Source organism: Buttiauxella cochleicola, from assembly GCF_021282435.1.
Classification (GTDB): domain Bacteria; phylum Pseudomonadota; class Gammaproteobacteria; order Enterobacterales; family Enterobacteriaceae; genus Buttiauxella; species Buttiauxella massiliensis.
On sequence record NZ_JAJSOT010000014.1, the window covers coordinates 15,311 to 41,084 of the forward strand.

General features: G+C 49.9%; 20 protein-coding genes. 11 read left to right on the forward strand and 9 right to left on the reverse strand.

The genetic code is table 11. The features are described from left to right. Positions 1 to 127 precede the first annotated feature (127 nt). Both LVQ77_RS21555 and fabA read left to right on the forward strand, forming a co-directional pair. On the forward strand, positions 128 to 1,882 hold the full coding sequence (locus LVQ77_RS21555) for an AAA family ATPase (protein ID WP_232905457.1): 1,755 nt from the start codon (positions 128 to 130) through the stop codon (positions 1,880 to 1,882). 68 nt (positions 1,883 to 1,950) lie between these two features. Beyond that, on the forward strand, positions 1,951 to 2,469 hold the full coding sequence (fabA, locus tag LVQ77_RS21560) for a bifunctional 3-hydroxydecanoyl-ACP dehydratase/trans-2-decenoyl-ACP isomerase (RefSeq protein ID WP_034494356.1): 519 nt from the start codon (positions 1,951 to 1,953) through the stop codon (positions 2,467 to 2,469). A 259-nt stretch (positions 2,470 to 2,728) separates the two neighbouring features. Here fabA and rmf read toward each other — a convergent pair whose 3' ends face one another. The 6 genes from rmf to rlmKL form a co-directional block, all read right to left on the reverse strand. Then, positions 2,729 to 2,896, reverse strand: coding sequence for a ribosome modulation factor (rmf, locus tag LVQ77_RS21565; RefSeq protein ID WP_034456319.1), 168 nt, complete (start codon positions 2,894 to 2,896; stop codon positions 2,729 to 2,731). Positions 2,897 to 3,154: 258 nt separating this feature from the next. After that, positions 3,155 to 3,721, reverse strand: a complete 567-nt coding sequence (gene pqiC, locus LVQ77_RS21570) for a membrane integrity-associated transporter subunit PqiC (RefSeq protein WP_064517598.1) — start codon at positions 3,719 to 3,721, stop codon at positions 3,155 to 3,157. Then, a complete protein-coding gene (gene pqiB / locus LVQ77_RS21575) occupies positions 3,718 to 5,358 on the reverse strand; it encodes an intermembrane transport protein PqiB (RefSeq protein ID WP_232864988.1) in 1,641 nt (546 codons plus the stop codon). Before pqiB ends, pqiC begins: the two co-directional genes overlap by 4 nt. Next, complete coding sequence (gene pqiA / locus LVQ77_RS21580; RefSeq protein WP_232864989.1) at positions 5,348 to 6,616, reverse strand: membrane integrity-associated transporter subunit PqiA; 1,269 nt, start codon at positions 6,614 to 6,616, stop codon at positions 5,348 to 5,350. Before pqiA ends, pqiB begins: the two co-directional genes overlap by 11 nt. 16 nt (positions 6,617 to 6,632) lie before the next feature. Further along, complete coding sequence (locus LVQ77_RS21585; RefSeq protein ID WP_232905458.1) at positions 6,633 to 8,540, reverse strand: ABC transporter ATP-binding protein; 1,908 nt, start codon at positions 8,538 to 8,540, stop codon at positions 6,633 to 6,635. A 5-nt stretch (positions 8,541 to 8,545) separates the two neighbouring features. After that, positions 8,546 to 10,663, reverse strand: a complete 2,118-nt coding sequence (gene rlmKL / locus LVQ77_RS21590; RefSeq protein ID WP_151992691.1) for a bifunctional 23S rRNA (guanine(2069)-N(7))-methyltransferase RlmK/23S rRNA (guanine(2445)-N(2))-methyltransferase RlmL — start codon at positions 10,661 to 10,663, stop codon at positions 8,546 to 8,548. A 124-nt stretch (positions 10,664 to 10,787) separates the two neighbouring features. On the opposite strand from rlmKL, the gene LVQ77_RS21595 reads away from it, so the two are divergent. Continuing rightward, positions 10,788 to 11,900 (forward strand): YcbX family protein, encoded by a 1,113-nt coding sequence (locus tag LVQ77_RS21595; protein WP_232905459.1) that lies wholly within the window; start codon positions 10,788 to 10,790, stop codon positions 11,898 to 11,900. On the opposite strand, the gene zapC is transcribed toward LVQ77_RS21595, so the two are convergent. Both zapC and pyrD read right to left on the reverse strand, forming a co-directional pair. Beyond that, entirely contained in the window at positions 11,897 to 12,439 is a 543-nt protein-coding gene (zapC, locus tag LVQ77_RS21600) for a cell division protein ZapC (protein ID WP_154149524.1), read from the reverse strand. The two genes, LVQ77_RS21595 and zapC, sit on opposite strands and share 4 nt — an antisense overlap. Positions 12,440 to 12,612: 173 nt before the next feature. Further along, a complete protein-coding gene (gene pyrD, locus LVQ77_RS21605) occupies positions 12,613 to 13,623 on the reverse strand; it encodes a quinone-dependent dihydroorotate dehydrogenase (RefSeq protein WP_151992694.1) in 1,011 nt (336 codons plus the stop codon). Positions 13,624 to 13,871: 248 nt separating this feature from the next. On the opposite strand from pyrD, the gene ssuE reads away from it, so the two are divergent. Genes ssuE through ssuB form a run of 5 tightly spaced genes read left to right on the forward strand, consistent with a single transcriptional unit; the run spans position 13,872 to position 18,125 of the window. Next, positions 13,872 to 14,447, forward strand: coding sequence for an NADPH-dependent FMN reductase (gene ssuE, locus LVQ77_RS21610; protein WP_232905460.1), 576 nt, complete (start codon positions 13,872 to 13,874; stop codon positions 14,445 to 14,447). After that, positions 14,440 to 15,411, forward strand: a complete 972-nt coding sequence (locus LVQ77_RS21615; RefSeq protein WP_232864992.1) for a sulfonate ABC transporter substrate-binding protein — start codon at positions 14,440 to 14,442, stop codon at positions 15,409 to 15,411. The genes ssuE and LVQ77_RS21615 overlap by 8 nt, the downstream gene beginning before the upstream one ends. Further along, a complete protein-coding gene (gene ssuD / locus LVQ77_RS21620) occupies positions 15,408 to 16,553 on the forward strand; it encodes an FMNH2-dependent alkanesulfonate monooxygenase (RefSeq protein ID WP_064517574.1) in 1,146 nt (381 codons plus the stop codon). The genes LVQ77_RS21615 and ssuD overlap by 4 nt, the downstream gene beginning before the upstream one ends. A gap of 10 nt (positions 16,554 to 16,563) precedes the next feature. Next, positions 16,564 to 17,355: an aliphatic sulfonate ABC transporter permease SsuC gene (gene ssuC / locus LVQ77_RS21625; protein ID WP_232905461.1), complete on the forward strand. Its 792-nt coding sequence runs from the start codon at positions 16,564 to 16,566 to the stop codon at positions 17,353 to 17,355. Then, complete coding sequence (ssuB, locus tag LVQ77_RS21630; RefSeq protein WP_232864994.1) at positions 17,352 to 18,125, forward strand: aliphatic sulfonates ABC transporter ATP-binding protein; 774 nt, start codon at positions 17,352 to 17,354, stop codon at positions 18,123 to 18,125. The genes ssuC and ssuB overlap by 4 nt, the downstream gene beginning before the upstream one ends. Before the next feature lie 92 nt (positions 18,126 to 18,217). Here the strand turns inward: ssuB and pepN are convergent, their stop codons facing one another. After that, positions 18,218 to 20,830, reverse strand: a complete 2,613-nt coding sequence (gene pepN, locus LVQ77_RS21635; RefSeq protein WP_232905462.1) for an aminopeptidase N — start codon at positions 20,828 to 20,830, stop codon at positions 18,218 to 18,220. A 266-nt stretch (positions 20,831 to 21,096) separates the two neighbouring features. Here pepN and pncB point away from each other — a divergent pair, with 266 nt between their 5' ends. The 3 genes from pncB (at position 21,097) to LVQ77_RS21650 (ending at position 25,591) form a co-directional block, all read left to right on the forward strand. Then, positions 21,097 to 22,299: a nicotinate phosphoribosyltransferase gene (pncB, locus tag LVQ77_RS21640; RefSeq protein WP_232905463.1), complete on the forward strand. Its 1,203-nt coding sequence runs from the start codon at positions 21,097 to 21,099 to the stop codon at positions 22,297 to 22,299. A gap of 195 nt (positions 22,300 to 22,494) precedes the next feature. Next, complete coding sequence (gene asnS, locus LVQ77_RS21645) at positions 22,495 to 23,895, forward strand: asparagine--tRNA ligase (protein ID WP_232905464.1); 1,401 nt, start codon at positions 22,495 to 22,497, stop codon at positions 23,893 to 23,895. 595 nt (positions 23,896 to 24,490) lie between these two features. Then, complete coding sequence (locus LVQ77_RS21650) at positions 24,491 to 25,591, forward strand: porin (RefSeq protein WP_304503001.1); 1,101 nt, start codon at positions 24,491 to 24,493, stop codon at positions 25,589 to 25,591. The last annotated feature ends 183 nt before the right edge of the window (positions 25,592 to 25,774 follow it).

Below are 25,774 nucleotides of genomic sequence, written 5' to 3' on the forward strand. Positions count from 1 at the left end.
TTATTTTCGCTTACCTGAAAAATGAAAGCTGTGAGCTAAGTAAACTTGCCGCTCCGCATAAACCGTGTGCTGCCTTCCCTATTCTTGTATAATCGCGCCTTTGACATCTAATTAATAAATAGCGACTTTGACGACTAATCGACTTGAATGGCGTGCTCTTGTACCTGATACCGAAAGCTATCAGGAAATTTTCGCACAGCCTTATGATTCCGAAACTGCCCCTTTCTCCGCTGTGCAACCCCGTCTGTCTTACGGACTGGTGCAGCTCAGCCAACCGGTAGCCTCGGCCGATCTGATGCTGGTAAAAGCCGCTGAAGAAGCCGAATACCTTAATCTTATTACCGAAGCAGCACGCGAGTGCTGGTCGCATGACAACGCTCTGACGGGCGGTCATTATCTGGTAGAAGGCAGTCACGTAACGTTACGCCCGGCCGAGTCCGCAGAAGACAATTTTGCAGGGCTGTCTGAGGTTGTCGCTGCCGACTGGATTGAAGCGGACCAGCTGTTTGGCTGCGTGCGCCAGTTTGCAGGCGAAATTACTCTGACTCCAGGCCTGGTTCACCGTGCAAACGGTGGCATTCTGGTGCTGTCATTGCGCAGTGTGCTCGCACAACCGCTATTGTGGTTACGCCTAAAGCAAATGGTCATTCAGGGTCGCTTCGACTGGATTTCACCTGACGAAACGCGTCCTCTGCCAATTAATATTCCTTCATTACCATTGAGCCTGAAACTGATTCTGGTAGGCGAGCGCGAATCGCTGGCAGACTTCCAGGATATGGAACCTGAACTGGCTACTTCGGCGATTTATAGTGAATTTGAAGAAAATCTGCAGATCGCCTCTGCTGATGATATGGCGTTATGGTGCCAGTGGATTTACGCGGTAGCCAAATCAAAATCTCTGCCTGCCCCTGCAACTGATGCATGGCAAGTGTTAATCCGTGAAGCCGTGCGTTATACCGGCGACCAGGAAACACTGCCGCTATGTCCATCGTGGATTAGCCGTCAGCTGCGCGAAGTTGCCGCCTTTACTGAAGAAGAAAGTTTCGGTGCTGACGAACTAACGCAAATGCTGGCACAGCGTGAATGGCGTGAAGGTTATCTTGCTGAACGTATGCAGGATGAAATTCTGCTTGAGCAGATCCTCATCGAAACTGAAGGTGAAATGGTCGGGCAGATCAATGCCCTGTCGGTGATTGAGTTCCCAGGGCATCCACGTGCATTTGGTGAACCTTCTCGTATCAGCTGTGTGGTGCATGTCGGTGATGGCGAGTTTACTGACGTTGAACGCAAAGCGGAGCTGGGCGGCAATATTCATGCGAAAGGCATGATGATCATGCAGGCATTTTTAATGTCTGAGTTGCAACTTGACCAGCAAATCCCCTTCTCTGCATCTCTGACTTTTGAACAGTCTTATAGTGAAGTGGATGGCGACAGTGCCTCAATGGCCGAACTTTGCGCATTAATCAGTGCACTGGCAAATGTACCTATTTATCAGCATATTGCGGTGACAGGTTCCGTAGACCAGTTTGGTCGAGTGCAACCCGTTGGCGGTCTGAATGAGAAGATCGAAGGTTTCTTCCGAATTTGCCAACAACGCGAGTTTACCGGCAAGCAAGGCGTGATTATCCCGGTTGCCAACGTGCGTCACCTTTGCCTGCATCAGGACGTTCTGGATGCTGTAGAACAAGGGCAATTCACCATTTGGGCCATCGATGATGTCACTGATGCACTACCCTTATTAACAAATCTGCCCTGGGATGGCGAAGGGCAAAATACGCTCATGCGTGCGGTACAAGAGCGAATCGCTCAGGCATCCGCGCAAGATATTCGGCACCGCTATCCATGGCCACTGCGTTGGCTCAATTGGTTCAATCAAAACTGATCGGACTTGTTGAGCGTACACGTGTTAGCTAACATGCGTGCTTCATTACAATAAGGCTTACTGTAAACATGGTAGATAAACGCGAATCCTATACAAAAGAAGATCTTCTTGCCTCTGGTCGTGGCGAACTGTTTGGTGCTGAAGGCCCACGTTTGCCTGCGCCATCCATGCTGATGATGGACCGCGTCGTCAAGATGACCGAAGACGGTGGTAACTTCGATAAAGGTTACGTTGAAGCAGAATTAGATATTAATCCTGACCTGTGGTTCTTCGGTTGCCACTTTATCGGCGATCCAGTAATGCCTGGTTGCCTGGGTCTGGATGCGATGTGGCAGCTGGTAGGTTTTTACCTCGGCTGGTTAGGCGGTGAAGGTAAAGGCCGTGCACTGGGCGTGGGTGAAGTTAAACTCGCGGGTCAGATCCTGCCGACAGCGAAAAAAGTCAGCTACCGTATTCACTTCAAACGCGTTATCAATCGCCGCCTGATTATGGGCCTGGCAGATGGTGAAGTGTTGGTTGATGGACGTGTAATTTACACCGCCACCGATCTGAAAGTGGGTCTTTTCAAAGACACCACCGCTTTCTAAGCCTGATTTTATACCCAAAATAATTCGAGTGGCATCGAGGCGGCAAGAAAGCAAGTCCCGATGAACTTACATAAGTAAGTGATTATTCGGCCCATCCATGCGCCTCACCCCTTCGGGGCGCTGGTAACAGCGTTCAAATCTGCTCCAGGCAGATTTGTCGGGCGCGTGAACGAGCCAACAAAGATGCAGCTCGAAGTATGAAGGGTATAAACGCGAAACCTCCGCTATGCGGAGGTTTCTTTTTCTAAAGAGACAGTGATTACGCGGTAACCGCCCTGTCTTCCATGGCTTCTCGCCAGCCTCCCATCCAGTACGACCTTTGATTCAGTGTCTGATAGGGACACATCTCTTTGGAGCGTCCGACGATACCTGCTTGATAACCACGTTGATGAGCCCGTTCCAGGCGATCTCGTTTTTGTCTCTTCATGCCTCGTTTCCCTCATTTCTATATAATCTGGTGGAAAGAAAACAGTGGCCACAAAACGTGCAACCACATATAAGCAATAACTCCTAAAGCCTCTATCGTCAATGCGCAAAATTCACGCCAATGTCATAAATGTGAGCTACAAGAGTTTTGTTTTGCACAAAAAGTGTGAGAACGCATGGGTAACAAATTAATGCCAAAAGAAAAGCTGCGTTCCGCTTTGTAGGCGAATGACGCAGCTTTTTTGTGCTACTGAGATGATTAGTTAAAGCGAGTCAGCTCACCAGCGATACTTTTCGCTTCTTGCTGCCAGGCCTGAGCTAAGGTTTTCACCATGGCATCATAACCATCAGCTTCTTGCTTCAGCTCAACGTGGAACGGACGTTTAATCAATTGCCCCTGATGTTTGAGCAACCACTCGCCACTTACAATCACTTTCCCGTCATAACGTCCGTGAAAACCGGTCACGTTAACATTCAGAGTATCCTGATCGTTGCCTAGTGGTTGTGATGCCACAACCCAACCAGGTAACGCGCTACTCAGATTGCTGACAAGAGTATTTCGCAATTGCTGATCCAACGGACTTGCCCACAAATTGCTGGAGGCAATGACGTACTGCACCTCACTGGTCTGATAAACCACGCCATTGCCAGCGAGGTAATCAGGAACCGCAACCTGCTCTACCCACAATAAATGGGTTCCAGGCTGGCTCACGGCCTGCATAGCAGGTGCGGAGCTTTGAGGTAGCTGGTAATAGGTCTTTCCATTATCGCTGCTGCTACAGGCCGTTAGAGCCAATGCAGCAAAGAGTGGGAGCCATTTTTTCATTCTTTCGCCCTCTTCGGCTGGGGATCTTTTTTATCCTTCGCTTCAAAGACCAGCGAATTGCTCTTATCGTTCAACGTGCGCAGTACAGGCTGCAATTCACGCAGAACCTGATCAAGACGCTGCATATCGGCCACCATCTTGTTGTAGGCCGCAGAACCCGGCTGGAAGCCCTGCATACTGCGATTAAGTTCACGCAGCGTTGACTGCATATCTTCAGGCAAAGATTGCATCGACTTATTCGCGGTAATCTTATTAAGATTATCGAGCGTCTGCTGCAAGCGCTTCATGGTTCGCTGACTTTCCGCAAGCGAATTGGTGGTTTGTTCAATCATCGGATTGAGCGGCAAGTTGTTAATCTTATCCAGTGTCTCCAGCAAGCGTTGTTGGATTTGCGCCAGTCCACCACTCATCGTTGGGATTATCGGGTAACCCGCAAATGTCGGTAACTCGGTTACCGGCGGCGCTTTAGGATTGAAATCCAGGTCGATAAACAGTGCCCCGGTAACAATGCTGCCCGTTTTCATAGACGCTCGTAAACCACGTTTAATCAACGCTGTCATGTTGTCCTGGATATGGACATCATCACCGACAAGATTTTGCAAACGCTCAGGTTCAAGACGGATCAGAACCGGAATACGGAAGTCATCATTGATCTTCTGGCGCATCCCATCGGTAAAGAATGGCACCTTAGCCACGGTTCCCAATCGAATGCCGCGGAACTCAACTGGTGCTCCTGGCTGCAGACCACGCACTGAATCTTTAAAGAACATCAGGTAGTCAATGTGATCTGTATACAGAGAATCCTGAATGCTTTTCTGATCGTCGAAGAGATTGAACTCGCTACCCGGTTTCGCAGGTTTACCAAGCTCCCAGCCTTCTGGTACGTCAAAACTAACACCGCCGCTAAACAGCGTGGTAAGAGACCCCATCTCTACGCGCATACCTTGTGAAGACATATCAACGGCAATGCCGCTGTCTTTCCAGAAGCGTACGTTACTGGTCACCAGGCGATCGTTTGGCGCACTGATGAATAGCTGATAACTGATGCTACGTTTCGCCGCATCAAAGGTACTGGTTTCTACTGAACCAACTCTATAGCCACGGAACAGCACCGGGTCACCTGGAGAAAGCTGCCCTGCTTTATTACTGTCGAGGGTAATGCGGATACCTTTAGCATCAGGTGGTGCCAATGGAGGAGCATCCAGCAAATCATATTTAGCGGATTGCGACCCCTTATTGCCCGGTTGCAGTTCGATATATGCACCAGAGAGCAGAGTACCAAGCCCGGAAATACCTTCACGCCCGACTTGCGGCTTAACGACCCAAAATACTGTGTCATTATGCAGAAGTTTTTCCATGCCCGAATTCAGCCGGGCTGTAATTTCGACATGAAGCAAATCGTCTGACAGCACCGCGCTTTCAACCACGCCCACATTGACACTGCGGCTTTTAATCATGGTTTTCCCACCTTCGATGCCTTCGGCATTAGTGGTAATCAACGTGACTTCAGGCCCTTGATGGCTGTAGTGATAAAATAAGATCCACGCGCCGATTAGCACGGTTACGATAGGGAAAATCCATACCGGGGACCAATTTTTCACCTTTGCTACTTTTGCTTCCCCGCTTTTATTTTCCATGCTCAGACGACTCCTCATGAGTTGAATCCGGTGCGCGATCCCAGGACAAGCGAGGGTCAAAGGTCATCGCCGCAAACATTGTTAAAATCACTACTAATGCAAACATCACGGCTCCGATCGCCGGGTAGATACTCATCAATCCTCCCATACGCACCAGAGCCGATAATACCGCTATAACGAACACATCGATCATTGACCAACGCCCGACAAATTCGACCACCTCGTAGATCAAATGCATTCTTTCACTATCACGCTGACCGTGGCCTTTAGCATCCCAGCACAACCAGGCAATCGCTAACATTTTCAGTGTCGGAACCAAAATACTGGCGATGAAAATAACACCAGCAACCGGGTAAGAGCCTTCGCTCCACAACAATATAACCCCGGCAATAATCGTCGACGGGATTTTGCTGCCCAATACTTCGGTTATCATGATGGGCAATATATTTGCGGGTAGGTAAAGCATAATTGAAGTCAGCAACAGAGCGAGTGTCCATTGCAAGCTATGACGGCGACGAACGTACCCTTTGGTTTCGCAGCGGGGACAAATTTCCTGATCCTCTGGCACGATTGCTGTGCAGCATGAACAAGAACGCAGCCCCTGGCGAAGGCCTGATACACCGACTTTAAGCGGTACCGAAATCGCCGGCTCAGGCGCAATATCATCCCAAAGCCAGCGCCGGTCCACACACTGGAAAGCCCGTAGTTGCAACACACAGAACAGGCACCACGGAATAAAACTGCTCCCGACGCCAATGTCGCCGTAAGCCATTAATTTGACGAAACTCACCAAGACGCCAGCAAGAAAAATTTCAGCCATACCCCAGGACTTTAGCTGGAATAGGATTCGTGCCAGGCGCTTTTTAAGAGTTAGTGGTAATGCCACCTGGTTAACTAATAACAAAATCGTGATTAAACAGAACGTAGGCACCGCCTGCACAAAGACCATAAAGAAAGTGCCGAGGCTTGCGTAGTCTTCATTGAACATGACGCCTGGAATTTCAAGCAGCGAAACTTCACTACTCAGTCCTGCTACTTTCATGTTGATGAAGGGAAATAGGTTGGCGAGCAGCAACATAAACAGAGCTGCCAGCGCATAAGCTGTAGGACGTTGACGTGGTGAGGACCACTGAGTGAGAAGTGTTGTACCGCAACGTGGACAGACGGCCTTATGGCCGTCCTCCAATACCGGTAGCGCGACCAGTAAATCACATTGTGAGCATAATATGTGTGAACGATGATGATGCGTGGCACACATATCGTGTCTCCTTGTGTTACGCGCCGTTTTTCAGAGCTTCAAGATATTCCCAGCGTTCAAAAGCCTCTTCCAGTGCTTTTTCTGCCGTGGTCAGGTCGCTCAATGTTTTTTGTGTGACGTCGTGTGGTTGGTTGAAAAACTCAGCATCTCCGACCTTAGCCTGGATAGCTTCCAGTTCCGCTTCAAGTTGTTCAAGACGTTGTGGTAATTGCTCTAATTCACGTTGCAGGTTATAGCTTAGCTTGCTACTTGCACGTTTAACAACTTCCGCCTTTGCTGGCTGGTTGTTTTGCGCCTTATCTGCCACAGCGTGGCGCAAAGTTTGCGCAGATGCCTGTTGACCTTTGGCGTCATGATAACCACCGACGTAACGACCAATCTTACCTTCGCCTTCAAAAATCCAGCATTCAGTAACAGTGTTGTCCACAAATTGACGATCGTGGCTCACCAACATGACCGTGCCCTGGTAACCATCAATCAACTCTTCAAGTAATTCGAGAGTTTCGACATCCAGGTCATTCGTCGGTTCATCGAGAATCATCAAGTTGCTTGGTTTTAGGAATAACTTCGCCAGTAAAAGGCGGTTACGCTCACCACCAGACAACGCACGAACCGGAGTCATGGCGCGTTTCGGATGGAACAAGAAGTCCTGCAAGTAACCCAGTACATGGCGTGGCTTGCCATTCACCATCACTTCTTGCTTACCTTCCGCCAGGTTGTCCATTACCGTACGATCAGGATCAAGCTCCGCGCGGTGTTGGTCAAAGTACGCTACTTCAAGCTTGGTACCGCAATGCACACGCCCGCTATCCGCTTTCAACTGATCTAACATCAGTTTCAACAATGTGGTTTTGCCACAGCCGTTTGGCCCCACCAGCGCGATTTTGTCGCTGCGCTGCACCTGGGCTGAGAAATCCGACACCAGATTTTTGTTAGCGATCTGGTAAAACACGTTTTCCATTTCAAAGACGATCTTGCCGGAACGCGCCGCTTCACCAACTTGCATTTTAGCGCTACCCAACACTTCACGACGAGCACTACGTTCGTTACGCATCGCTTTCAAGGCACGCACACGGCCTTCGTTACGCGTACGGCGTGCTTTAATGCCCTGACGGATCCACACTTCTTCCTGCGCAAGTTTGCGATCAAACTCGGCATTTTGCAGATCTTCAACACGCAAAGCTTCTTCTTTTGCCAACAAATACTGATCGTAATCGCCAGGGTAAGAAACCAGTTTGCCGCGATCAAGATCGACGATACGCGTCGCCATATTGCGAATAAATGAACGGTCGTGCGAGATGAAAATAATGCTGCCCTGGAACTCTTTCAGGAAACCTTCCAGCCAGTCGATAGCTTCGATATCCAGGTGGTTGGTTGGCTCATCAAGCAACAAAACGCGTGGAGAACTCACCAGCGCACGGCCCAGTGCCGCTTTACGCAACCAGCCGCCAGAAAGTGCCGACAGTTCAGTATCAGCTTCCAGGCCTAATTGTTCGAGCACTTCATTGATGCGGCTATCCAGTTGCCAGAGATTCTGATGATCCAAAATCTCCTGGATACGCGCCATTTCATTGAGGTTTTTATCGCTCGGGTCGGTCATCACTTTATGGGAAATATCGTGATACGCCTTGAGGTACTCGGCCTGCTCTTCCACGCCTTCCGCAACGAAGTCGTAAACCGTGCCCGCGACATTACGCGGAGGATCTTGTTGCAAACGCGCGACAATCAAATCCTGTTCGTAAACCATGCGCCCATCATCAAGCGGCACTTCACGGTTGAGGATTTTCATCAGTGTGGATTTACCTGCACCGTTACGGCCAACCAGACAGACGCGTTCGTTTTCTTCAATATGAAGTTCGGTGTTATCTAACAACGGTGCGTCACTAAACGACAACCAGGCACCGTGCATACTAATCAATGACATGACAATTAATCCTTGGCTACGTGAGTAACGAGCCAGCAGTTATGAATTTGGCGATTACGGGCAAAATCTTGTGACAAGGTTTTCTGCGTGATTTCCTGAGCACTCAAGCCCAGATTAGCCAGCCCGTCAAAGTCCATTTTGAAGCCACGTTTATTGTTGGAGAACATAATGGTGCCACCCTGGCGCAACAGACGCTTAAGGTCTTTCATCAGCACGATATGGTCGCGCTGGACATCAAAAGATTCTTCCATACGTTTTGAGTTTGAGAACGTCGGTGGATCGATAAAAATCAGATCAAACTGTTCATCGGTTTCACGCAACCAGCCCAGGCAATCAGCCTGAACCAAGCGGTGTGCACGGCCACTCAAGCCGTTAAGACGCAAGTTACGCTCAGCCCACTCAAGGTAAGTACGAGACATATCAACGGTGGTCGTCGTTTTAGCGCCACCTAACCCTGCGTGAACTGTCGCGCTGCCGGTATAAGCAAACAGATTAAGGAAATCTTTCCCTTTGCTCATTTTGCCCAGCATTTGGCGCGCGATACGGTGGTCGAGGAACAAACCGGTATCAAGATAGTCAGTCAGGTTGACCCACAGACGAGCGTTATATTCGCTCACTTCCATGAAGTCGCCCTTCTCATCCATTTTCTGATACTGGCTTTTCCCTTTCTGACGCTCACGGGTTTTCAGAATCAGACGGTTGGATGGTAATTCCAGTACAGACATTGTTGCAGCGATCACATCAAACAGACGCTGACGTGCTTTATTAGCATCAACCGTTTTCGGCGGCGCATATTCCTGGACCACAACCCACTCGCCGTAGCGGTCAACAGCAACGTTATAGTCTGGCAAATCGGCATCGTAAATTCGGTAGCATTCGATGCCTTCCTGCCGCGCCCATTTATCGAGTTTTTTGATATTTTTGCGCAGGCGGTTCGCGTAATCGTCAGCGATCTGACCTGATTGCGCACCCGTGCTGGTGGCAGATAATTGATAGTTTTTCTGCACACAATCCAGCGGGCCGTTCTTCGCTTTAAACTGGCGTTCGGCGCGCAGTTGCAGGCAGCTTAGCAAATCCGGAGATGCACTAAACAGCGACAAATTCCAGCCGCCAAAATGGTTTTTCATATTGCGGCCAAGCAGGCTGTGCAACGCAATCAACGCAGGTTCGCTATCCAGACGCTCGCCGTATGGCGGGTTACTGACCACCGTACCAACCGGGCCTTCCGGCAGCGGATTGGTCAATTTAGCCACGTCTTTGACTTCGTAGCTGATGATATCGCCCAGACCCGCACGACGGGTGTTGGCGCGGGCGCGTTCAATCACGCGTGAGTCGTTATCCGAACCATAGAAACGCGAAGTGTATTCGCCGAGACCTTTACGTGCACGAACCTGCGCTTCGGTGGTGATCTCTTTCCACAGATCGAAATCATGGTTCGCCCAACCAAGGAAACCCCAATGTTTGCGATGTAAACCAGGCGCACGATCGGTGGCGATCATCGCTGCTTCAATCAACAGCGTGCCGGAACCGCACATTGGATCGAGCAGCGGAGTACCCGGCTGCCAGCCTGAACGCATAACAATAGCGGAGGCCAGCGTTTCTTTAATAGGAGCAGCACCAGTGCTATCGCGGTAACCGCGCTGATGTAGACCTTCGCCGCTTAAATCCAGCGCGATGCTGGCGGTATCTTTGTTCAGCCAAACGTTAATGCGCAGATCTGGCTGTTCACGTTCAACGTTCGGACGCGGCAAGTTTTTACGCGTGAAGGAGTCAACAATCGCATCCTTCACTTTTAACGCGCCATATTGACTGTTACGGATGACGTCATTCAGGCCACTGAAATGCACTGCAAATGTGGCATCCGAGCCAAACAATGCAGGCCAGTCGATGGTCTGTACGCCCAGATATAAATCCAGGTCGCTATAAACACTGCATTCATTTAATGGCAGCAAAATGCGGGACGCAAGGCGGCTCCACATCAAGCTTTGATAGAGCAGACGTGAGTCCCCCTGGTAATGTACGCCGCCCTGAACCACCTGGCATGCTTGCGCACCAAGGCCCTCCAGTTCAGTTTTTAATAGCTCTTCAAGCCCACGCGCCGTACTGGCAAACAGAGAATTCATATCGTCACTTAATCAGGTATAAAAAGAAAATTGTGGCGCATTATAGCCAATCCGCCACGCATGTCATAAAGTTGGCCTCTTATATTCTCTTTTTCTTCATTTATGCAAGGAGCGCGTGCGTATCATGATCACCCTATCCCAGCTTTATATTCACCCGGTGAAATCGATGCGCGGCCTTGCGCTCTCCCATGCACAGGCAACAACTAGCGGCTTAGCTTTTGACCGCATCTTTATGGTGACAGAACCTGACGGCACTTTTATTACCGCACGTCAGTTCCCGCAGATGGTGCTATTTACTCCGGCCATTATTCACGATGGTCTATTTTTGAGTGCGCCAGACGGCAGTTCCGCCACAATACGCTTTAGCGATTTCCGGCCTGAGGCTGCGCCAACGGAAGTCTGGGGAAACCATTTCACCGCCCAAATTGCTCCAGATGACATTAACCAATGGCTAAGCGGTTTTTTCTCACGCCCGGTACAGTTGCGCTGGCTGGGTGAAAATTTAACGCGTCGCGTTAAACGCCATGAAGAGGTACCACTCTCTTTTGCCGACGGTTTCCCATTCTTGCTGGCTAATGAAGCTTCGCTGCGCGATTTGCAAAATCGCTGCCCAGCGAGTGTAAAAATGACGCAATTTCGCCCGAATATTGTGGTCACCGGCGCACAAGCCTGGGACGAAGATAGCTGGCAAGTAGTACGGATTGGCGGCGTCATCTTTGATGTAGCAAAACCATGTAGCCGCTGTATTTTCACCACCGTCAGCCCGGAGCGTGGCCGCAAACATCCGAGTGGCGAGCCGCTGGCAACATTACAAAAATTCCGTACCGCACTGGATAATGGTGATGTCGATTTTGGCCAAAATCTGATTGCCCGCAATAGCGGTGTGATTCGCGTGGGTGATGAACTCGAAGTACTGGCGACAAAACCTGCGAAAGTTTATGGCGCAGGAGTGACCGAAGAAACTCTTGAGCCTTTCGAGCAGCAAGAAAGTTTGGTGGCGATTGACTGGCAGGGTCAACAATTTCGCGGTAACAACCAACAAATTTTACTAGAACAACTCGAACAACAAGGAATTCGCGTGCCCTATTCTTGTCGGGCCGGGATTTGCGGCAGCTGCCGGATAAAGTTAGTCAGTGGGGAAGTCAAAGCGTTGAAGAAAAATGCTATCAATGATGATGGCACAATCCTTTGCTGTAGTTGTATTCCTGCAGGAGATGTAGAGTTAGCGGGAAATTAAACTGCCTGATCAAGGTTAAGGGCGTGACTTGTTGGTTGCGGCCTTAATCTGTCATTCATCACTTTAATCGCATCACCGAGCTGCATGGTACGGCCAGCAAGTTGCAAGCCTGGTTGTGCTAATAAACAGAGTGCAGCGTTATCACCTGTTTCTACCACCAGCAGATTCACCTGCTGCATATCGTCGCTTAACCACACACAGGCTGCATCGCCCGGTATTGGCTGCCAGCATTCCCCATGAGAGAGAAAGTGCCAGCTTTTTGGCATCTGCGGCTTGAGATAACGAATCGCTACGAGTGCGTTTAATACCAGTTCAGCGCGCTGCTCTTTGCTTAATACGAGATCACGACATTTTTCTTCAAAAGAGAAAAAAAGAGCTGCATCATCAACACAAAACCCTGTGTTTTCAAAGGCATCGGGAGTAAGCATTTTACGAGGGAAACGGGAACGGAAAAGCATACCATTGGCTAAATCGAGCATCATACGATCATGCTCCTCATCATAATACCAACGCCAATTATCGTCCGGTTTAATCCGCATAATTATTTGCCCTTATCCCCATATACCTGCGATTAGAAATATCCTTATCACCGCTTCGTAAATGAACACATTAATAAAAGACCAATATGTTCAAATTAGCAACAGTGATGGAATATAAAACAACCGGGACTCAAAATAAAGCCCCGGTTGTCCGAAAGTAAAACATTCAGAGATTACAAACCTGAAATGATTTCTTTAATCAGAGGTGGGCCTTTAAATATGAAGCCGGAATATATTTGTACTAAAGAAGCACCCGCTGCCATTTTCTCACGAGCAGCAATCACCGAATCAATACCGCCTACGCCAATAATCGGCAGACGACCATTTAATTCTTGCGACAAGCGGCGAATAATTTCTGTGCTTTTTAACTGAACCGGACGACCACTTAAGCCACCCATTTCATCGCAATATTTCATACCCTGCACCAGGCTGCGATCCAATGTCGTATTGGTCGCAATTACCCCATCAATATTATGGCGTACCAAACTATCAGCTACCTGGATCAATTCTTCTTCAGAAAGATCTGGTGCGATTTTCACCGCCACAGGTACATATTTATGATGCAATTCCTGAAGCGCTTGCTGCTTATTTTTGATTGCAGATAACAGATCATCCAGCGCATCGCCGTATTGCAACGTGCGTAATCCAGGGGTATTTGGTGATGAAATATTAATCGCTATATAACCCGCGTAAGGATAAATTTTATCCATGCAGATCAAATAGTCATCTTTCCCTTGTTCAACTGGAGTGTCTTTATTCTTACCAATATTGATGCCAAGTACCCCGTCAAAATGGGATTTTTTGACATTCTCAACCAAGTTATCAACACCGTGGTTATTGAAACCCATACGGTTAATTAATCCTTCAGCCTCTACCAGACGAAAGATCCTTGGCTTGTCATTACCAGGCTGTGGGCGAGGCGTTACCGTGCCAATTTCAATGGAGCCAAAGCCCATTGCACCCAACGCATCAATGCACTCACCATTTTTGTCCAGACCTGCAGCCAGGCCTAATGGGTTCTTAAAGGTCAATCCCATACAAGTGACAGGTTTTGACGGCACGTTTTGCCGCACCAGCCATTCGAGAGGTGTACCTGATACACGACGCAATTGCTGGAATGTCACTTCATGAGCGCGCTCTGGATCGAGCTTGAATAGGGCTTTACGAACGAAGGGGTAGTACATGAACTCTCCTGGATTCCCGGTATGCAAACCGGGGCCGTATTATCGTCGATAACGTCATTGAATGGAATTGACCTGTGACAAAAAAGGCTGAATCAGCGCAATCGTTTCCCTCTATCCCTGATGTTATGCGTTTTTTAGCAATTGTTTTCCAGATAAATCATTTAGTGGAATAAGAGTTCTGCGCGAATATCACACTCAATTGTTATCAATGTTATCTAAAAGCAAACAATTAGTTATAAGGAAACGATATGCGTGTGATTACCCTTGCTGGAAGCCCGCGCTTCCCATCCCGTTCTAGTGCACTGCTGGAATATGCCCGCGAAAAACTGAGCGCTCTGGATATCGAGGTGTGTCACTGGCATCTACAGAATTTCGCGCCTGAAGATTTGCTGTACGCACGTTTCGATAGCCCCGCTCTTTTAGCGCTCATTGAGCAATTGCAGCAGGCCGATGGCGTGATCATCGCAACACCTGTTTATAAAGCTTCATTTTCTGGCGCGCTGAAAACGCTGCTCGACCTGCTTCCTGAGCGCGCACTGGATAAGAAAGTCGTTCTGCCTTTAGCCACTGGCGGTACGGTCGCGCACATGCTGGCAGTCGATTACGCACTAAAGCCTGTCCTTAATGCGCTAAAAGCTCAGGAAATCCTACATGGCGTGTTTGCTGATGACAGCCAGATAGCGGATTACCAGCACAAACCAGTGTTCAGCAACAACTTACAACAACGCCTCGATAACTCGCTGGAAACCTTCTGGCAGGCTCTGCACCGCCGGGATTTCATTGTCTCCTACCCTTTTAAAACGCAAGGAGTTGCTCATGTTTAACTTTCTGAAACGAACCGCGCCCTGGCTTGCACTCGCAGGAACATTAAGCCTGAGCGCTACACTTCACGCGGCTGAAACTGGTCCTGAGCAGCTACGCATTGGTTATCAAAAAGGCTCGGTCAGCATGGTGCTGGCGAAAAGCCACCAGCTGCTGGAAAAAGAGTATCCAAACACAAAATTCCAGTGGATTGAATTCCCGGCGGGCCCGCAAATGCTCGAAGCGCTGAACATCGGCAGTATCGATCTTGGCAGCACCGGTGATATTCCGCCAATATTCGCGCAGGCCGCGGGCGCTGATCTTGTGTATGTCGGGTCTGAGCCTGCAAAACCAAAAGCCGAAGTGATTCTGGTACCGGAAAATAGCCCAATAAAAACCGTGGCGGATCTTAAAGGACATAAAATTGCTTTCCAGAAAGGTTCCAGTTCCCACAACCTGGTACTACGAGCGCTGCAAAAAGCTGGGCTGAAATTTACCGATGTCCAGCCTGCTTATTTAACGCCAGCAGATGCGCGTGCTGCATTCCAACAGGGCAACGTTGATGCCTGGGCGATTTGGGACCCGTACTATTCTGCGGCCTTGTTAAACGGCGGTGTGCGCGTGTTAACCGACGGCAGCGAGCTGAATCAGACGGGTTCTTTCTATCTTGCTTCACGCCCTTATGCCGAACAAAACGGTCCGTTCCTGCAACAGGTTCTGAAAACATTTAGCGACGCCGATGCGTTAACCCGTAGCCAACGTGATGCAAGCGTCGCGCTGCTGGCAAAAACCATGGGGCTACCGGAAAAAGTGATTGCCACCTATTTCGATCATCGCCCACCAACGGTGATTACACCAGTCAGCGCCGAGACTGCGAAAAAACAACAGCAAACCGCAGATCTGTTTTATGACAACCACTTAGTGCCTAAGAAAGTCGATATTCGCACCCGCATCTGGCAGCCCTCAACACAAGGAAACAAGTCATGAGTTTAAATATGTTCTGGTTCTTACCTACCCATGGCGATGGCCACTACTTAGGAAGCAACGATGCAGCACGCCCGGTTGATCACGGTTATCTGCAACAGATTGCTCAGGCTGCTGACAGACTCGGTTTTACTGGCGTACTGATCCCAACGGGCCGTTCTTGTGAAGATGCCTGGCTGGTTGCCGCATCTATGATTCCGGTGACGCAGCGTTTGAAATTTCTGGTCGCGCTGCGCCCAAGCGTGACCTCGCCAACCGTGGCTGCACGCCAGGCCGCAACGCTCGACCGACTTTCCAACGGGCGTGCTTTATTTAACCTGGTGACCGGTAGCGACCCGGAAGAGCTGGCTGCAGACGGCGTGTTCCTCAATCATAAAGAGCGTTATGAAGCCTCTGCGGAATTTACCAATATCTGGCGTCGTTTGCTGGAAGGCGAAACGGTAGATCACGAAGGCAAACACATTCAGGTTAAAGGGGCAAAACTGTTGTTCCCGCCAGTGCAACAGCCCCGTCCCCCGCTCTATTTTGGTGGCTCTTCAGATGTGGCACAGGATCTTGCCGCCGAACAAGTGGATCTCTATCTCACCTGGGGCGAGCCACCACATTTAGTGAAAGAAAAAATTGAGCAAGTCCGAGCGAAAGCCGCAGCTCATGGCCGCACGGTACGTTTCGGCATTCGCTTGCATGTGATAGTGCGCGAAACCAACGAAGAAGCATGGGATGCCGCTAATCGCCTGATTTCTCAGCTTGATGATGAAACCATCGCCAAAGCGCAGGCCGCATTTGCGCGCACCGATTCCGTCGGGCAGCACCGCATGGCGGCGTTGCACGGCGGCAAACGTGACAACCTGGAAATTAGCCCGAACCTGTGGGCGGGCGTTGGCCTGGTGCGTGGCGGTGCGGGTACTGCGTTGGTAGGTGATGGCCCAACTGTTGCGGAGCGCATCAACGAATACGCTGCGCTTGGTATCGACAGTTTTATTCTTTCGGGATACCCGCATCTGGAAGAGGCTTATCGAGTTGGGGAGTTGCTGTTCCCACATCTTGATGTCGCGATTCCACAAATTCCACAGCCGCGCCTGGTTCATGAACGGGGCGAAGTGGTAGCAAATGACTTTATCCCGCGCAAAGTGGCGCAAAGCTAAGGAGCAGCCAATGACCCCTTCAACGCACAAACTGTTACTGAGGCTGGCACCGTGGTTTTTGCCGGTTGCGGTTATCGCAATCTGGCAACTCTCTTCGAGCGCAGGCTGGCTCTCGTCGCGAATCCTCCCTTCTCCTGAAGGGGTGGTGATTGCATTCTGGAATCTCTCAGCCAGCGGTGAATTATGGCAGCACCTGGCTATCAGCTCATGGCGTGCGGTGATTGGTTTTAGCATTGGCGGTTCTCTGGGGTTAGTGCTCGGATTGATAAGCGGCCTGTCTCGCTGGGGAGAGCGCCTGCTGGACAGTTCGATTCAGATGCTGCGTAACGTCCCGCACCTGGCGCTGATTCCGTTGGTGATTTTGTGGTTCGGTATCGATGAATCTGCGAAGATTTTCCTCGTCGCACTCGGTACGCTGTTCCCTATTTATATCAATACCTGGCATGGCATCCGTAATATCGACCTGGGTTTGTTGGAGATGGCACGTAGCTATGGGTTGTCGGGCTTTAGTCTGTTCTCGCAGGTGATTCTACCCGGTGCACTTCCTTCGATTATGGTCGGAATTCGTTTCGCCTTAGGCCTGATGTGGTTGACTTTAATCGTGGCAGAAACCATTTCTGCTAACTCAGGAATTGGTTATCTGGCAATGAACGCCCGCGAATTCCTGCAAACCGATGTGGTGGTGGTCGCCATCATTCTTTACGCCCTGCTCGGCAAACTCGCTGACATCAGCGCGCAATTACTCGAACGTGTCTGGCTGCGCTGGCATCCGGCTTATCAGTTGCAGGAGGAGAACGCATGAATACCGCTCGCTTAAACCAGGGGACTCCCCTGCTCCTTAACAGCGTAACCAAACGCTACGGTAATAAAACGATTCTTGATGAGCTGGAATTACATATCCCTGCCGGGCAATTTGTTGCCGTGGTTGGGCGCAGCGGCGGCGGTAAAAGTACCTTGCTGCGTTTATTGGCAGGGTTGGAAAATGCCAACGGTGGCTCGCTGATTGCCGGAAACGCACCACTGCGCGAGAGCCAGGATGAAACACGCTTAATGTTCCAGGATGCTCGCCTGCTGCCGTGGAAATCAGTGATTAACAATGTTGGCCTGGGGCTGAAAGGGAACTGGAAAGAATCGGCGATGAAAGCGCTGGAAGCGGTTGGGCTTGCCAATCGCGCTACCGAGTGGCCGGCCGCCCTGTCCGGCGGCCAGAAACAACGCGTGGCGTTGGCCCGGGCTCTAATTCATCGCCCACGCCTGTTATTGCTGGATGAACCGTTGGGTGCACTGGATGCCCTGACGCGTATCGAAATGCAGGAGTTGATTGTCTCTTTGTGGCAGGAACATGGGTTTACGGTATTGCTGGTGACGCACGATGTTAGCGAAGCCGTTGCGATGGCGGATCGAGTGTTACTGATTGAAGAAGGAAAGATCGGTTTGGATCTGACGGTAGATTTGCCACGTCCCCGTAAGCTCGGCTCTGTCCGGCTGGCTGAACTGGAATCTCAGGTGTTAGAACGAGTGATGAAACGGCAGGTTATAGAAGAACCGGCACGCGTGGTGCGCACCGGTTAAATTATGTCGGATGTCGCTTACGCTAATCCGACCTGGTCAAACTTTTGTAGGGTGGATTAGCGGTAAGCGACATCCACCTTATAAAAGCGATATTAAGCTAACGCTTTAGAAATTTTCTCGAACAGATCGCCTGACAAATTCTCCAGCCCTTTCAGCTGTTCCAGCGCTGCACGCATCATGCCCTGACGTTTCTCGTCATAGCGTTTGAGGCGAATCAACGGCTCAATCAGACGCGACGCCACCTGCGGGTTGCGGTGGTTCAGCTCGCTGAGCATTTCCACCATAAACTGATAACCGCTACCATCAAGCGCGTGGAATGCAGACGGGTTAGCCGAGGCAAAAGCACCAATCAGCGAGCGCACGCGGTTCGGGTTACCCATGCTGAACGAGCGATGGTTTAGCAATTCACGCACTTTGCTCAGCGTGTCAGCCGCAGGACTTGTCGCTTGCAGCACAAACCATTTATCCATAACCAGACCGTCCTGATGCCATTTCTCATCAAACGCGGCCAGCAGTTCTGCACGGCACGGCAATTGCGCAGCAACTGACGCAGATAAAGCGGCAATAGAGTCCGTCATGTTATCAGCGCTTTCGAACTGGTTACGCACCAGTTGCTCAGCAAGCTGCTTCTCGCCAAAGGCCAGATAACGCAGGCAAGTATTACGCAGCGCGCGTTTGCCGATATCCGCATGCTCGACGCGATAAGCATCGAGTTTGTTGGCGTTATAAACCGCCAGGAACTCATCAGCCAGCTCGTTTGCCAAAGTACGAGTCAGTGCTTCATGCACTGCAGCAATTGCCTGTGGATCGATTTTCTGGAACAGCTCGGCGATTTCGTTCTGCGATGGCAGCGTCAGAATTTCTGCCGCCAGTGCCGGGTCAATTTTCTCATCCAACAAAATTGCACGGAACGCATCAGCAACATGCAGCGGCAGCGACAACGGCTGGCCCTGTTGGCTGCGGTTGACGTTCAGCTTGATGTACGTCGCCAGCAAACTTTGCGCTGCATCCCAACGAGAGAAATCGTTACGCGCATGACGCATCAGGAACGTCAGCTGCTGGTCGCTCCATTTGTATTCCAGTTTCACTGGCGCAGAGAATTCACGTAGCAAAGACGGAACTGGCTGGAAGTAAACGTTATCAAAAACAAACGTCTGCTCGGCCTGAGTCACATTCAGCACGTGGTGAATCGGATGACCATTTTTCTGCAAAGGAATCACTTTGCCCTCGTTGTCATACAGTTCGATGTCGAACGGAATATGTAACGGGTGCTTTTCCTGCTGCTCGGCGGTTGGCGGTGTGTGTTGGCTGATGGTCAGCGTATACAGCTCTTTTTCCGGGTCGTAGTCATCACGCACGGTGACTACAGGCGTACCTGCCTGGCTGTACCAACGGCGGAAGTGCGATAGGTCAACGTTCGACGCATCTTCCATCGCCTGCACGAAATCATCACAGGTTGCTGCGCTGCCATCATGGCGCTCAAAGTAAAGTAGCATCCCTTTCTGGAAGTTCTCTTCACCCAGCAAAGTGTGCAGCATACGGATAACTTCTGAACCCTTCTCATACACCGTCAGGGTGTAGAAGTTGTTCATTTCAATGACTTTGTCCGGGCGAATCGGATGCGCCATCGGGCTTGCGTCTTCAGCGAACTGCGCAGCACGCATGGTGCGCACATTCTGAATGCGGTTTACTGCGCGTGAACCGAGGTCTGAACTAAATTCTTGATCGCGGAAAACAGTCAGCCCTTCTTTCAGGCTTAACTGGAACCAATCACGACAAGTCACGCGGTTACCGGTCCAGTTATGGAAATATTCGTGGCCGATAACGGCTTCGATATCGAGATAGTCTTTGTCCGTCGCGGTTTCCGCACGGGCCAGCACGTATTTGGAGTTAAAGACGTTAAGCCCTTTGTTCTCCATCGCGCCCATGTTGAAGAAATCGACGGCGACAATCATATAGATGTCGAGGTCGTATTCCAGGCCGAAGCGGGTTTCATCCCATTTCATCGACGCTTTCAAAGAGGTCATCGCCCAACCTGCGCGGTCGAGATTGCCACGATCGACGAACAATTCCAGCGCCACATCGCGGCCAGAACGCGTTTTGAACGTGTCACGTAAGACGTCGAAATCACCCGCCACCAGCGCAAACAGGTAGGAAGGTTTTGGGAACGGATCCTGCCACTGAACCCAATGACGGCCATTTTCCAGTTCACCTTCGGCAATGCGGTTGCCGTTAGATAACAGGAATGGATATTTGGATTTATCGGCAATGATTTTGGTGGTGAAACGCGCCAGAACGTCTGGTCGGTCGAGATACCAGGTAATGTGGCGGAAACCTTCAGCTTCACACTGAGTGCAAAGCGCATCGCCTGAAAGATAAAGCCCTTCGAGCGCGGTATTAGTTGCCGGGCTGATTTCATTAGCGATGGTCAGCGTGAAGGCTTCTGGCAGCGATTCAATAATCAATGCGCCATCTTCCTGGCGATAATCTTCCCAGGCAGCACCGTTGACCGAAATTGAAACCAGCGTCAGGTCTTCGCCATCAAGACGCAGTGGCGCACCAGCCGCGCCCTGGCGGGTAATTTGGCTGACCGCAGTGACCAGGGTTTTTGTGGCATCAAGGTCAAAGGTCAAATCGATATCGGTAATCGTGTAATCTGGCGCACGGTAGTCGTGGCGATATTTGGCTTGTGGCTGTTGTGTCATAAAAAACCTTATATATCTTCCGTAAGTTTTCGGGGTTCAGTCTATTCCTGTTGCTCTAATGTTGCCACGCAGAATCATCAACTTTTCTGGGCATCTGGCGCATATTGCTACATTTATATAACAAGCGGCACAAATTGCCATCGACCCGGATCGGTTCGTGTGTTGTGATCCAGGTTTAATAAACAGATAATCAGGGTATACTCCTGCGTCTTTTATCTGCTTAGCCCTTATGGAAACGCTCCTGTGAGAGGATGCTGCAACGCGCCATGACACGATACGCTTCCCCGATTTTGCAAACGCTTCTGGATACTGACGCCTATAAGCTTCATATGCAGCAGGCGGTTTTCCACCGTTATCACGACGTGAGCGTCGCGGCCGAGTTCCGTTGCCGCGGTGACGATCTGCTGGGCATTTATGCAGATGACATCCGTGAACAGGTTGATTTAATGCAGCACCTCGCGCTTAGCGACGAGGAATTTACCTTCCTGGAAAGTCTGCCGTTCTTTAAAGCAGATTATCTCGCGTGGCTGCGTACTTTTCGCTACGACCCCTCGACAGTCCATATCCGCAATAACAATGGTCATTTAGACATTCGTCTGACCGGCACCTGGCTGGAAGTAATTATGTGGGAAGTGCCGCTGCTGGCCGTGATCAGTGAAGTGGTGCATCAGCACCGTTCACCCGGCGTCACGCCGCAAATGGCGCTGGAGAGTCTGGAAAGTAAGCTGGTTCAATTCAAAGAACTGACAGCAGACACCGACCTTTCCAAATTCCGTCTGATGGATTTTGGTACCCGCCGCCGTTTCTCCCGTGAAGTTCAGGAGGCGATTGTCAGCCGCCTGCAACAAGAAACGTGGTTTGTCGGTACCAGTAATTACGACCTGGCGCATCGACTGAATTTAACCCCAATGGGCACTCAGGCCCACGAATGGTTCCAGGCACATCAGCAAATCAGCCCTACACTGGCGAACAGCCAACGTGCAGCACTCCAGGCATGGCTTGACGAGTATCCTGACAAACTCGGTATCGCATTAACGGATTGCATCACTATGGATGCCTTCTTGCGCGATTTTGACCTCTCGTTTGCCAGCCAATACCAGGGATTGCGCCATGATTCAGGGGATCCAGTCGAATGGGGCGAAAAAGCTATCGCTCATTATCAGAAGCTGGGCATTGGTCCAAAAACCAAAGTATTGGTGTTCTCTGATAATTTGGATTTGCCAAAAGCTATTGAGTTGTATCGCCACTTCGCAGCGCGCATCAATTTAAGTTTTGGTATCGGTACTCGCCTGACCTGCGATATTCCACATGTGAAGCCGCTGAATATTGTTATCAAGTTGGTAGAGTGTAACGGCAAGCCGGTTGCCAAACTTTCTGACAGCCCTGGCAAAACCATATGCCACGACAAAGCGTTCGTCCGCGCACTGCGTAAAGCCTTCGATTTGCCACAGGTTAAAAAAGCCAGCTGATTCAGATAAACTCATGGGTGATATTCATTGAGCCCATGAGTTTTCCTATTTATCCCCACACGCCCCCTTCTTTATTGTATTTCTTGCTCTCTGATGATTTTTCTACTTGTCTGATTGCTCGCGACAGGTAACATAGATAACCCCCCATTGTGGGTAATTTATTTTTGTCATTGACCAATTAATAGAGAGAAAAATATGAGCGTTGTGCCTGTAGCCGACGTACTCCAGGGCCGTGTAGCCGTTGACCAAGAAGTCACCGTGCGCGGATGGGTGCGTACTCGTAGAGATTCAAAAGCTGGTATCTCCTTCCTCGCCGTCTATGACGGTTCCTGCTTCTCTCCTGTACAGGCCGTCATTAATAATACTCTGCCTAATTACAATGAAGACGTACTGCGCCTGACCACTGGCTGTTCAGTCGTTGTCACAGGTAAAGTTGTAGAGTCTCTCGGTCAGGGCCAGAGCTTTGAAATCCAGGCCACTGAAGTTGAAGTGACTGGTTGGGTTGATGATCCTGATACTTACCCGATGGCGGCTAAACGCCACAGCATTGAGTATCTGCGTGAAGTTGCTCACTTGCGTCCGCGTACCAACATGATCGGCGCTGTTGCACGCGTTCGTCATACACTGGCCCAGGCGCTGCATCGCTTCTTCCATGAGCAAGGTTATTTCTGGGTTTCTACACCACTGATTACTGCCTCAGACACCGAAGGCGCAGGCGAGATGTTCCGCGTGTCTACGCTGGATATGGAAAATCTGCCACGTACCGACGCAGGCAAAGTCGATTTCGATAAAGACTTCTTTGGTAAAGAAGCGTTCCTGACCGTATCGGGTCAGTTGAACGGTGAAACCTATGCGTGCGCGTTGTCCAAGGTTTATACCTTCGGCCCAACCTTCCGTGCTGAAAACTCTAACACCAGCCGTCACCTGGCTGAGTTCTGGATGTTAGAACCGGAAGTCGCTTTCGCAAATCTGGACGACGTAGCAGGTCTGGCAGAAGCGATGCTGAAATATGTCTTCAAAGCGGTGCTTGATGAGCGCATGGATGACATGGAGTTCTTCGCAGAGCGCGTTGACAAAGATGCAGTCGCACGTTTACAGCGTTTCATTGATGCTGATTTCGCTCAGGTTGACTACACCGACGCTGTTACAATTCTCGAGAATTGTGGCCAGAAATTCGAAAACCCAGTTTACTGGGGCGTTGACCTTTCTTCTGAGCATGAACGTTACCTTGCTGAGCAACACTTCAAAGCACCGGTAGTTGTGAAGAATTACCCGAAAGATATTAAAGCGTTCTATATGCGCCTTAACGAAGACGGTAAAACCGTCGCAGCGATGGACGTGTTAGCGCCGGGCATTGGTGAGATCATCGGTGGTTCTCAGCGTGAAGAGCGTCTGGATGTGCTGGACGCGCGCATGGCTGAGATGGGTCTGAATAAAGAAGACTACTGGTGGTACCGCGACCTGCGTCGTTACGGCACCGTTCCACATTCGGGCTTCGGTCTTGGTTTTGAGCGTCTGATTGCCTATGTAACCGGTGTTCAGAACGTTCGTGACGTGATTCCATTCCCACGTACACCGCGTAACGCAAGCTTCTAAGTCGTCGTTTTTCTAAGGCCAGCATCGCTGGCCTTTTTTTTGCCTGTCGTACAAACGTCTTTTTTCTTCAACGAAAGTTAAACAAACGTCAATTTCAACCCCTTCCTGCAACTTGCCCGTTACCAATTGTGTCTATGAAACAGACAAACACAAAATAACCTTACTTTCCCCTTGCAGCCTCATTCTGATGTTTGACTTAGCACATTCGGCCAAAATTCACACAGATGTCTGGACATCCAAAAAACACTCGAAAAATGTGTAAATGTAAGCGAAGAATTCACTAAGTTTATCCTTATACGGATTAAACATAAGTAATTCATATATATAGGAATGGAAAGGTCGAATTTTATACGAAGCGGCTAAGAAGTTTGAGTTAGTTCACAAAGTTCCATAAAATACACATTTAGTTACACATAGTTTCTTATTGTAACTCACTCTCGATGTTTGTAGCACTTTCAGGCTAGCGAAACGGTTTCATGGATGGAAAGATGCCTGACAGATACAGAAAGACACCAAACTCTCATCAATAGTTCCGTATAGAATTATTGACGGCAGTGGCAGGTGTTACAAAAAAACCTAATGAGGGTAATAAATAATGATGAAGCGCAATATTCTGGCAGTGGTAATCCCTGCTCTGCTGGTAGCCGGTGCAGCTAACGCTGCAGAAATCTACAACAAAAACGGCAACAAACTGGACTTCTATGGTAAGGCTGTTGGTGAACATGTTTGGACTACCAACGGTAACACCAGCAACGAAGACACCACTTACGCTCGTATCGGCTTCAAGGGCGAAACTCAGATCAATGACCAACTGATCGGTTACGGCCAGTGGGAATACAACATGGACGCCTCCAATGCGGAAGGCTCCCAGGGTACTAAAACCCGTCTGGCCTTCGCTGGTCTGAAATTTGGCGATGCCGGTTCATTCGATTATGGCCGTAACTATGGCGCAATCTATGACGTAGAATCTGCAACAGATATGCTGGTTGAATGGGGTGGTGACGGCTGGAACTACACTGACAACTTCATGACTGGTCGTACTAACGGTGTAGCAACTTACCGTAACTCCGATTTCTTCGGTCTGGTTGATGGTCTGGCATTCGCTGTTCAATATCAAGGCAAAAACGAATCTTCTACCCGTAGCGTGTTCAAACAGAATGGCGACGGCGTGAGCACCTCAGTATCTTATGACCTGGGCGAAGGTTTCGGTCTGTCTGCGGGTTATGCTTCTTCTAACCGTACCGTTGATCAGAAAGCTAACGGCACTGGTGACAAAGCTGAAGCATGGGCAACTTCTGCTAAGTACGATGCAAACAACCTGTACGCAGCAGTTATGTATTCCCAGACTTACAACATGACGCCAGAAAGCCGTGCTAACGATACTGATGCAGCTTTCTTCGCTAACAAAACTCAAAACCTGGAAGCGGTTGTTCAGTACCAATTCGACTTCGGCCTGCGTCCATCCGTTGGTTACGTACAGTCCAAAGGTAAAGATCTGGAATCACGCGCTGGCTTCAGCGGCGGCGATGCTGACCTGGTCAAATACGTAGAAGTGGGTACCTGGTACTACTTCAACAAAAACATGAACGTATACGCAGCGTATAAGTTCAACCTGCTGGATGACAACGATTATGCTAAAGCGACCGGTCTGGCTACAGACGACCAGGCAGCAGTTGGTATCGTTTACCAGTTCTAATTATCCAGCAACTTTGTTGCAAGGATGATTTAAAAACAGGGCTTCGGCCTAATGCTGATCGTTTAAGGATCAGTTGACCGATCCGGTGGCTCGTGTAAAAAGGGTTCATGCACAACATGGACCCTTTTTAAATGGAACTTTCACAAGCTCTCGGTATTATCAATCTCACTGCCCCCGATGAAG

What these genes read in the sequence shown, in the direction of transcription:
- LVQ77_RS21650 (WP_304503001.1), top strand. Translation starts at nt 24,491, where the DNA reads ATGATGAAGCGCAATATTCTGGCAGTGGTAATCCCTGCTCTGCTGGTA.
- fabA (WP_034494356.1), top strand. Translation starts at nt 1,951, where the DNA reads ATGGTAGATAAACGCGAATCCTATACAAAAGAAGATCTTCTTGCCTCT.
- pqiC (WP_064517598.1), bottom strand. Translation starts at nt 3,721, where the DNA reads ATGAAAAAATGGCTCCCACTCTTTGCTGCATTGGCTCTAACGGCCTGT.
- pepN (WP_232905462.1), bottom strand. Translation starts at nt 20,830, where the DNA reads ATGACACAACAGCCACAAGCCAAATATCGCCACGACTACCGTGCGCCA.
- asnS (WP_232905464.1), top strand. Translation starts at nt 22,495, where the DNA reads ATGAGCGTTGTGCCTGTAGCCGACGTACTCCAGGGCCGTGTAGCCGTT.
- ssuD (WP_064517574.1), top strand. Translation starts at nt 15,408, where the DNA reads ATGAGTTTAAATATGTTCTGGTTCTTACCTACCCATGGCGATGGCCAC.
- pqiB (WP_232864988.1), bottom strand. Translation starts at nt 5,358, where the DNA reads ATGGAAAATAAAAGCGGGGAAGCAAAAGTAGCAAAGGTGAAAAATTGG.
- pncB (WP_232905463.1), top strand. Translation starts at nt 21,097, where the DNA reads ATGACACGATACGCTTCCCCGATTTTGCAAACGCTTCTGGATACTGAC.
- pyrD (WP_151992694.1), bottom strand. Translation starts at nt 13,623, where the DNA reads ATGTACTACCCCTTCGTTCGTAAAGCCCTATTCAAGCTCGATCCAGAG.
- ssuB (WP_232864994.1), top strand. Translation starts at nt 17,352, where the DNA reads ATGAATACCGCTCGCTTAAACCAGGGGACTCCCCTGCTCCTTAACAGC.
- LVQ77_RS21595 (WP_232905459.1), top strand. Translation starts at nt 10,788, where the DNA reads ATGATCACCCTATCCCAGCTTTATATTCACCCGGTGAAATCGATGCGC.
- rlmKL (WP_151992691.1), bottom strand. Translation starts at nt 10,663, where the DNA reads ATGAATTCTCTGTTTGCCAGTACGGCGCGTGGGCTTGAAGAGCTATTA.
- pqiA (WP_232864989.1), bottom strand. Translation starts at nt 6,616, where the DNA reads ATGTGTGCCACGCATCATCATCGTTCACACATATTATGCTCACAATGT.
- LVQ77_RS21585 (WP_232905458.1), bottom strand. Translation starts at nt 8,540, where the DNA reads ATGTCATTGATTAGTATGCACGGTGCCTGGTTGTCGTTTAGTGACGCA.
- zapC (WP_154149524.1), bottom strand. Translation starts at nt 12,439, where the DNA reads ATGCGGATTAAACCGGACGATAATTGGCGTTGGTATTATGATGAGGAG.
- ssuE (WP_232905460.1), top strand. Translation starts at nt 13,872, where the DNA reads ATGCGTGTGATTACCCTTGCTGGAAGCCCGCGCTTCCCATCCCGTTCT.
- LVQ77_RS21615 (WP_232864992.1), top strand. Translation starts at nt 14,440, where the DNA reads ATGTTTAACTTTCTGAAACGAACCGCGCCCTGGCTTGCACTCGCAGGA.
- rmf (WP_034456319.1), bottom strand. Translation starts at nt 2,896, where the DNA reads ATGAAGAGACAAAAACGAGATCGCCTGGAACGGGCTCATCAACGTGGT.
- ssuC (WP_232905461.1), top strand. Translation starts at nt 16,564, where the DNA reads ATGACCCCTTCAACGCACAAACTGTTACTGAGGCTGGCACCGTGGTTT.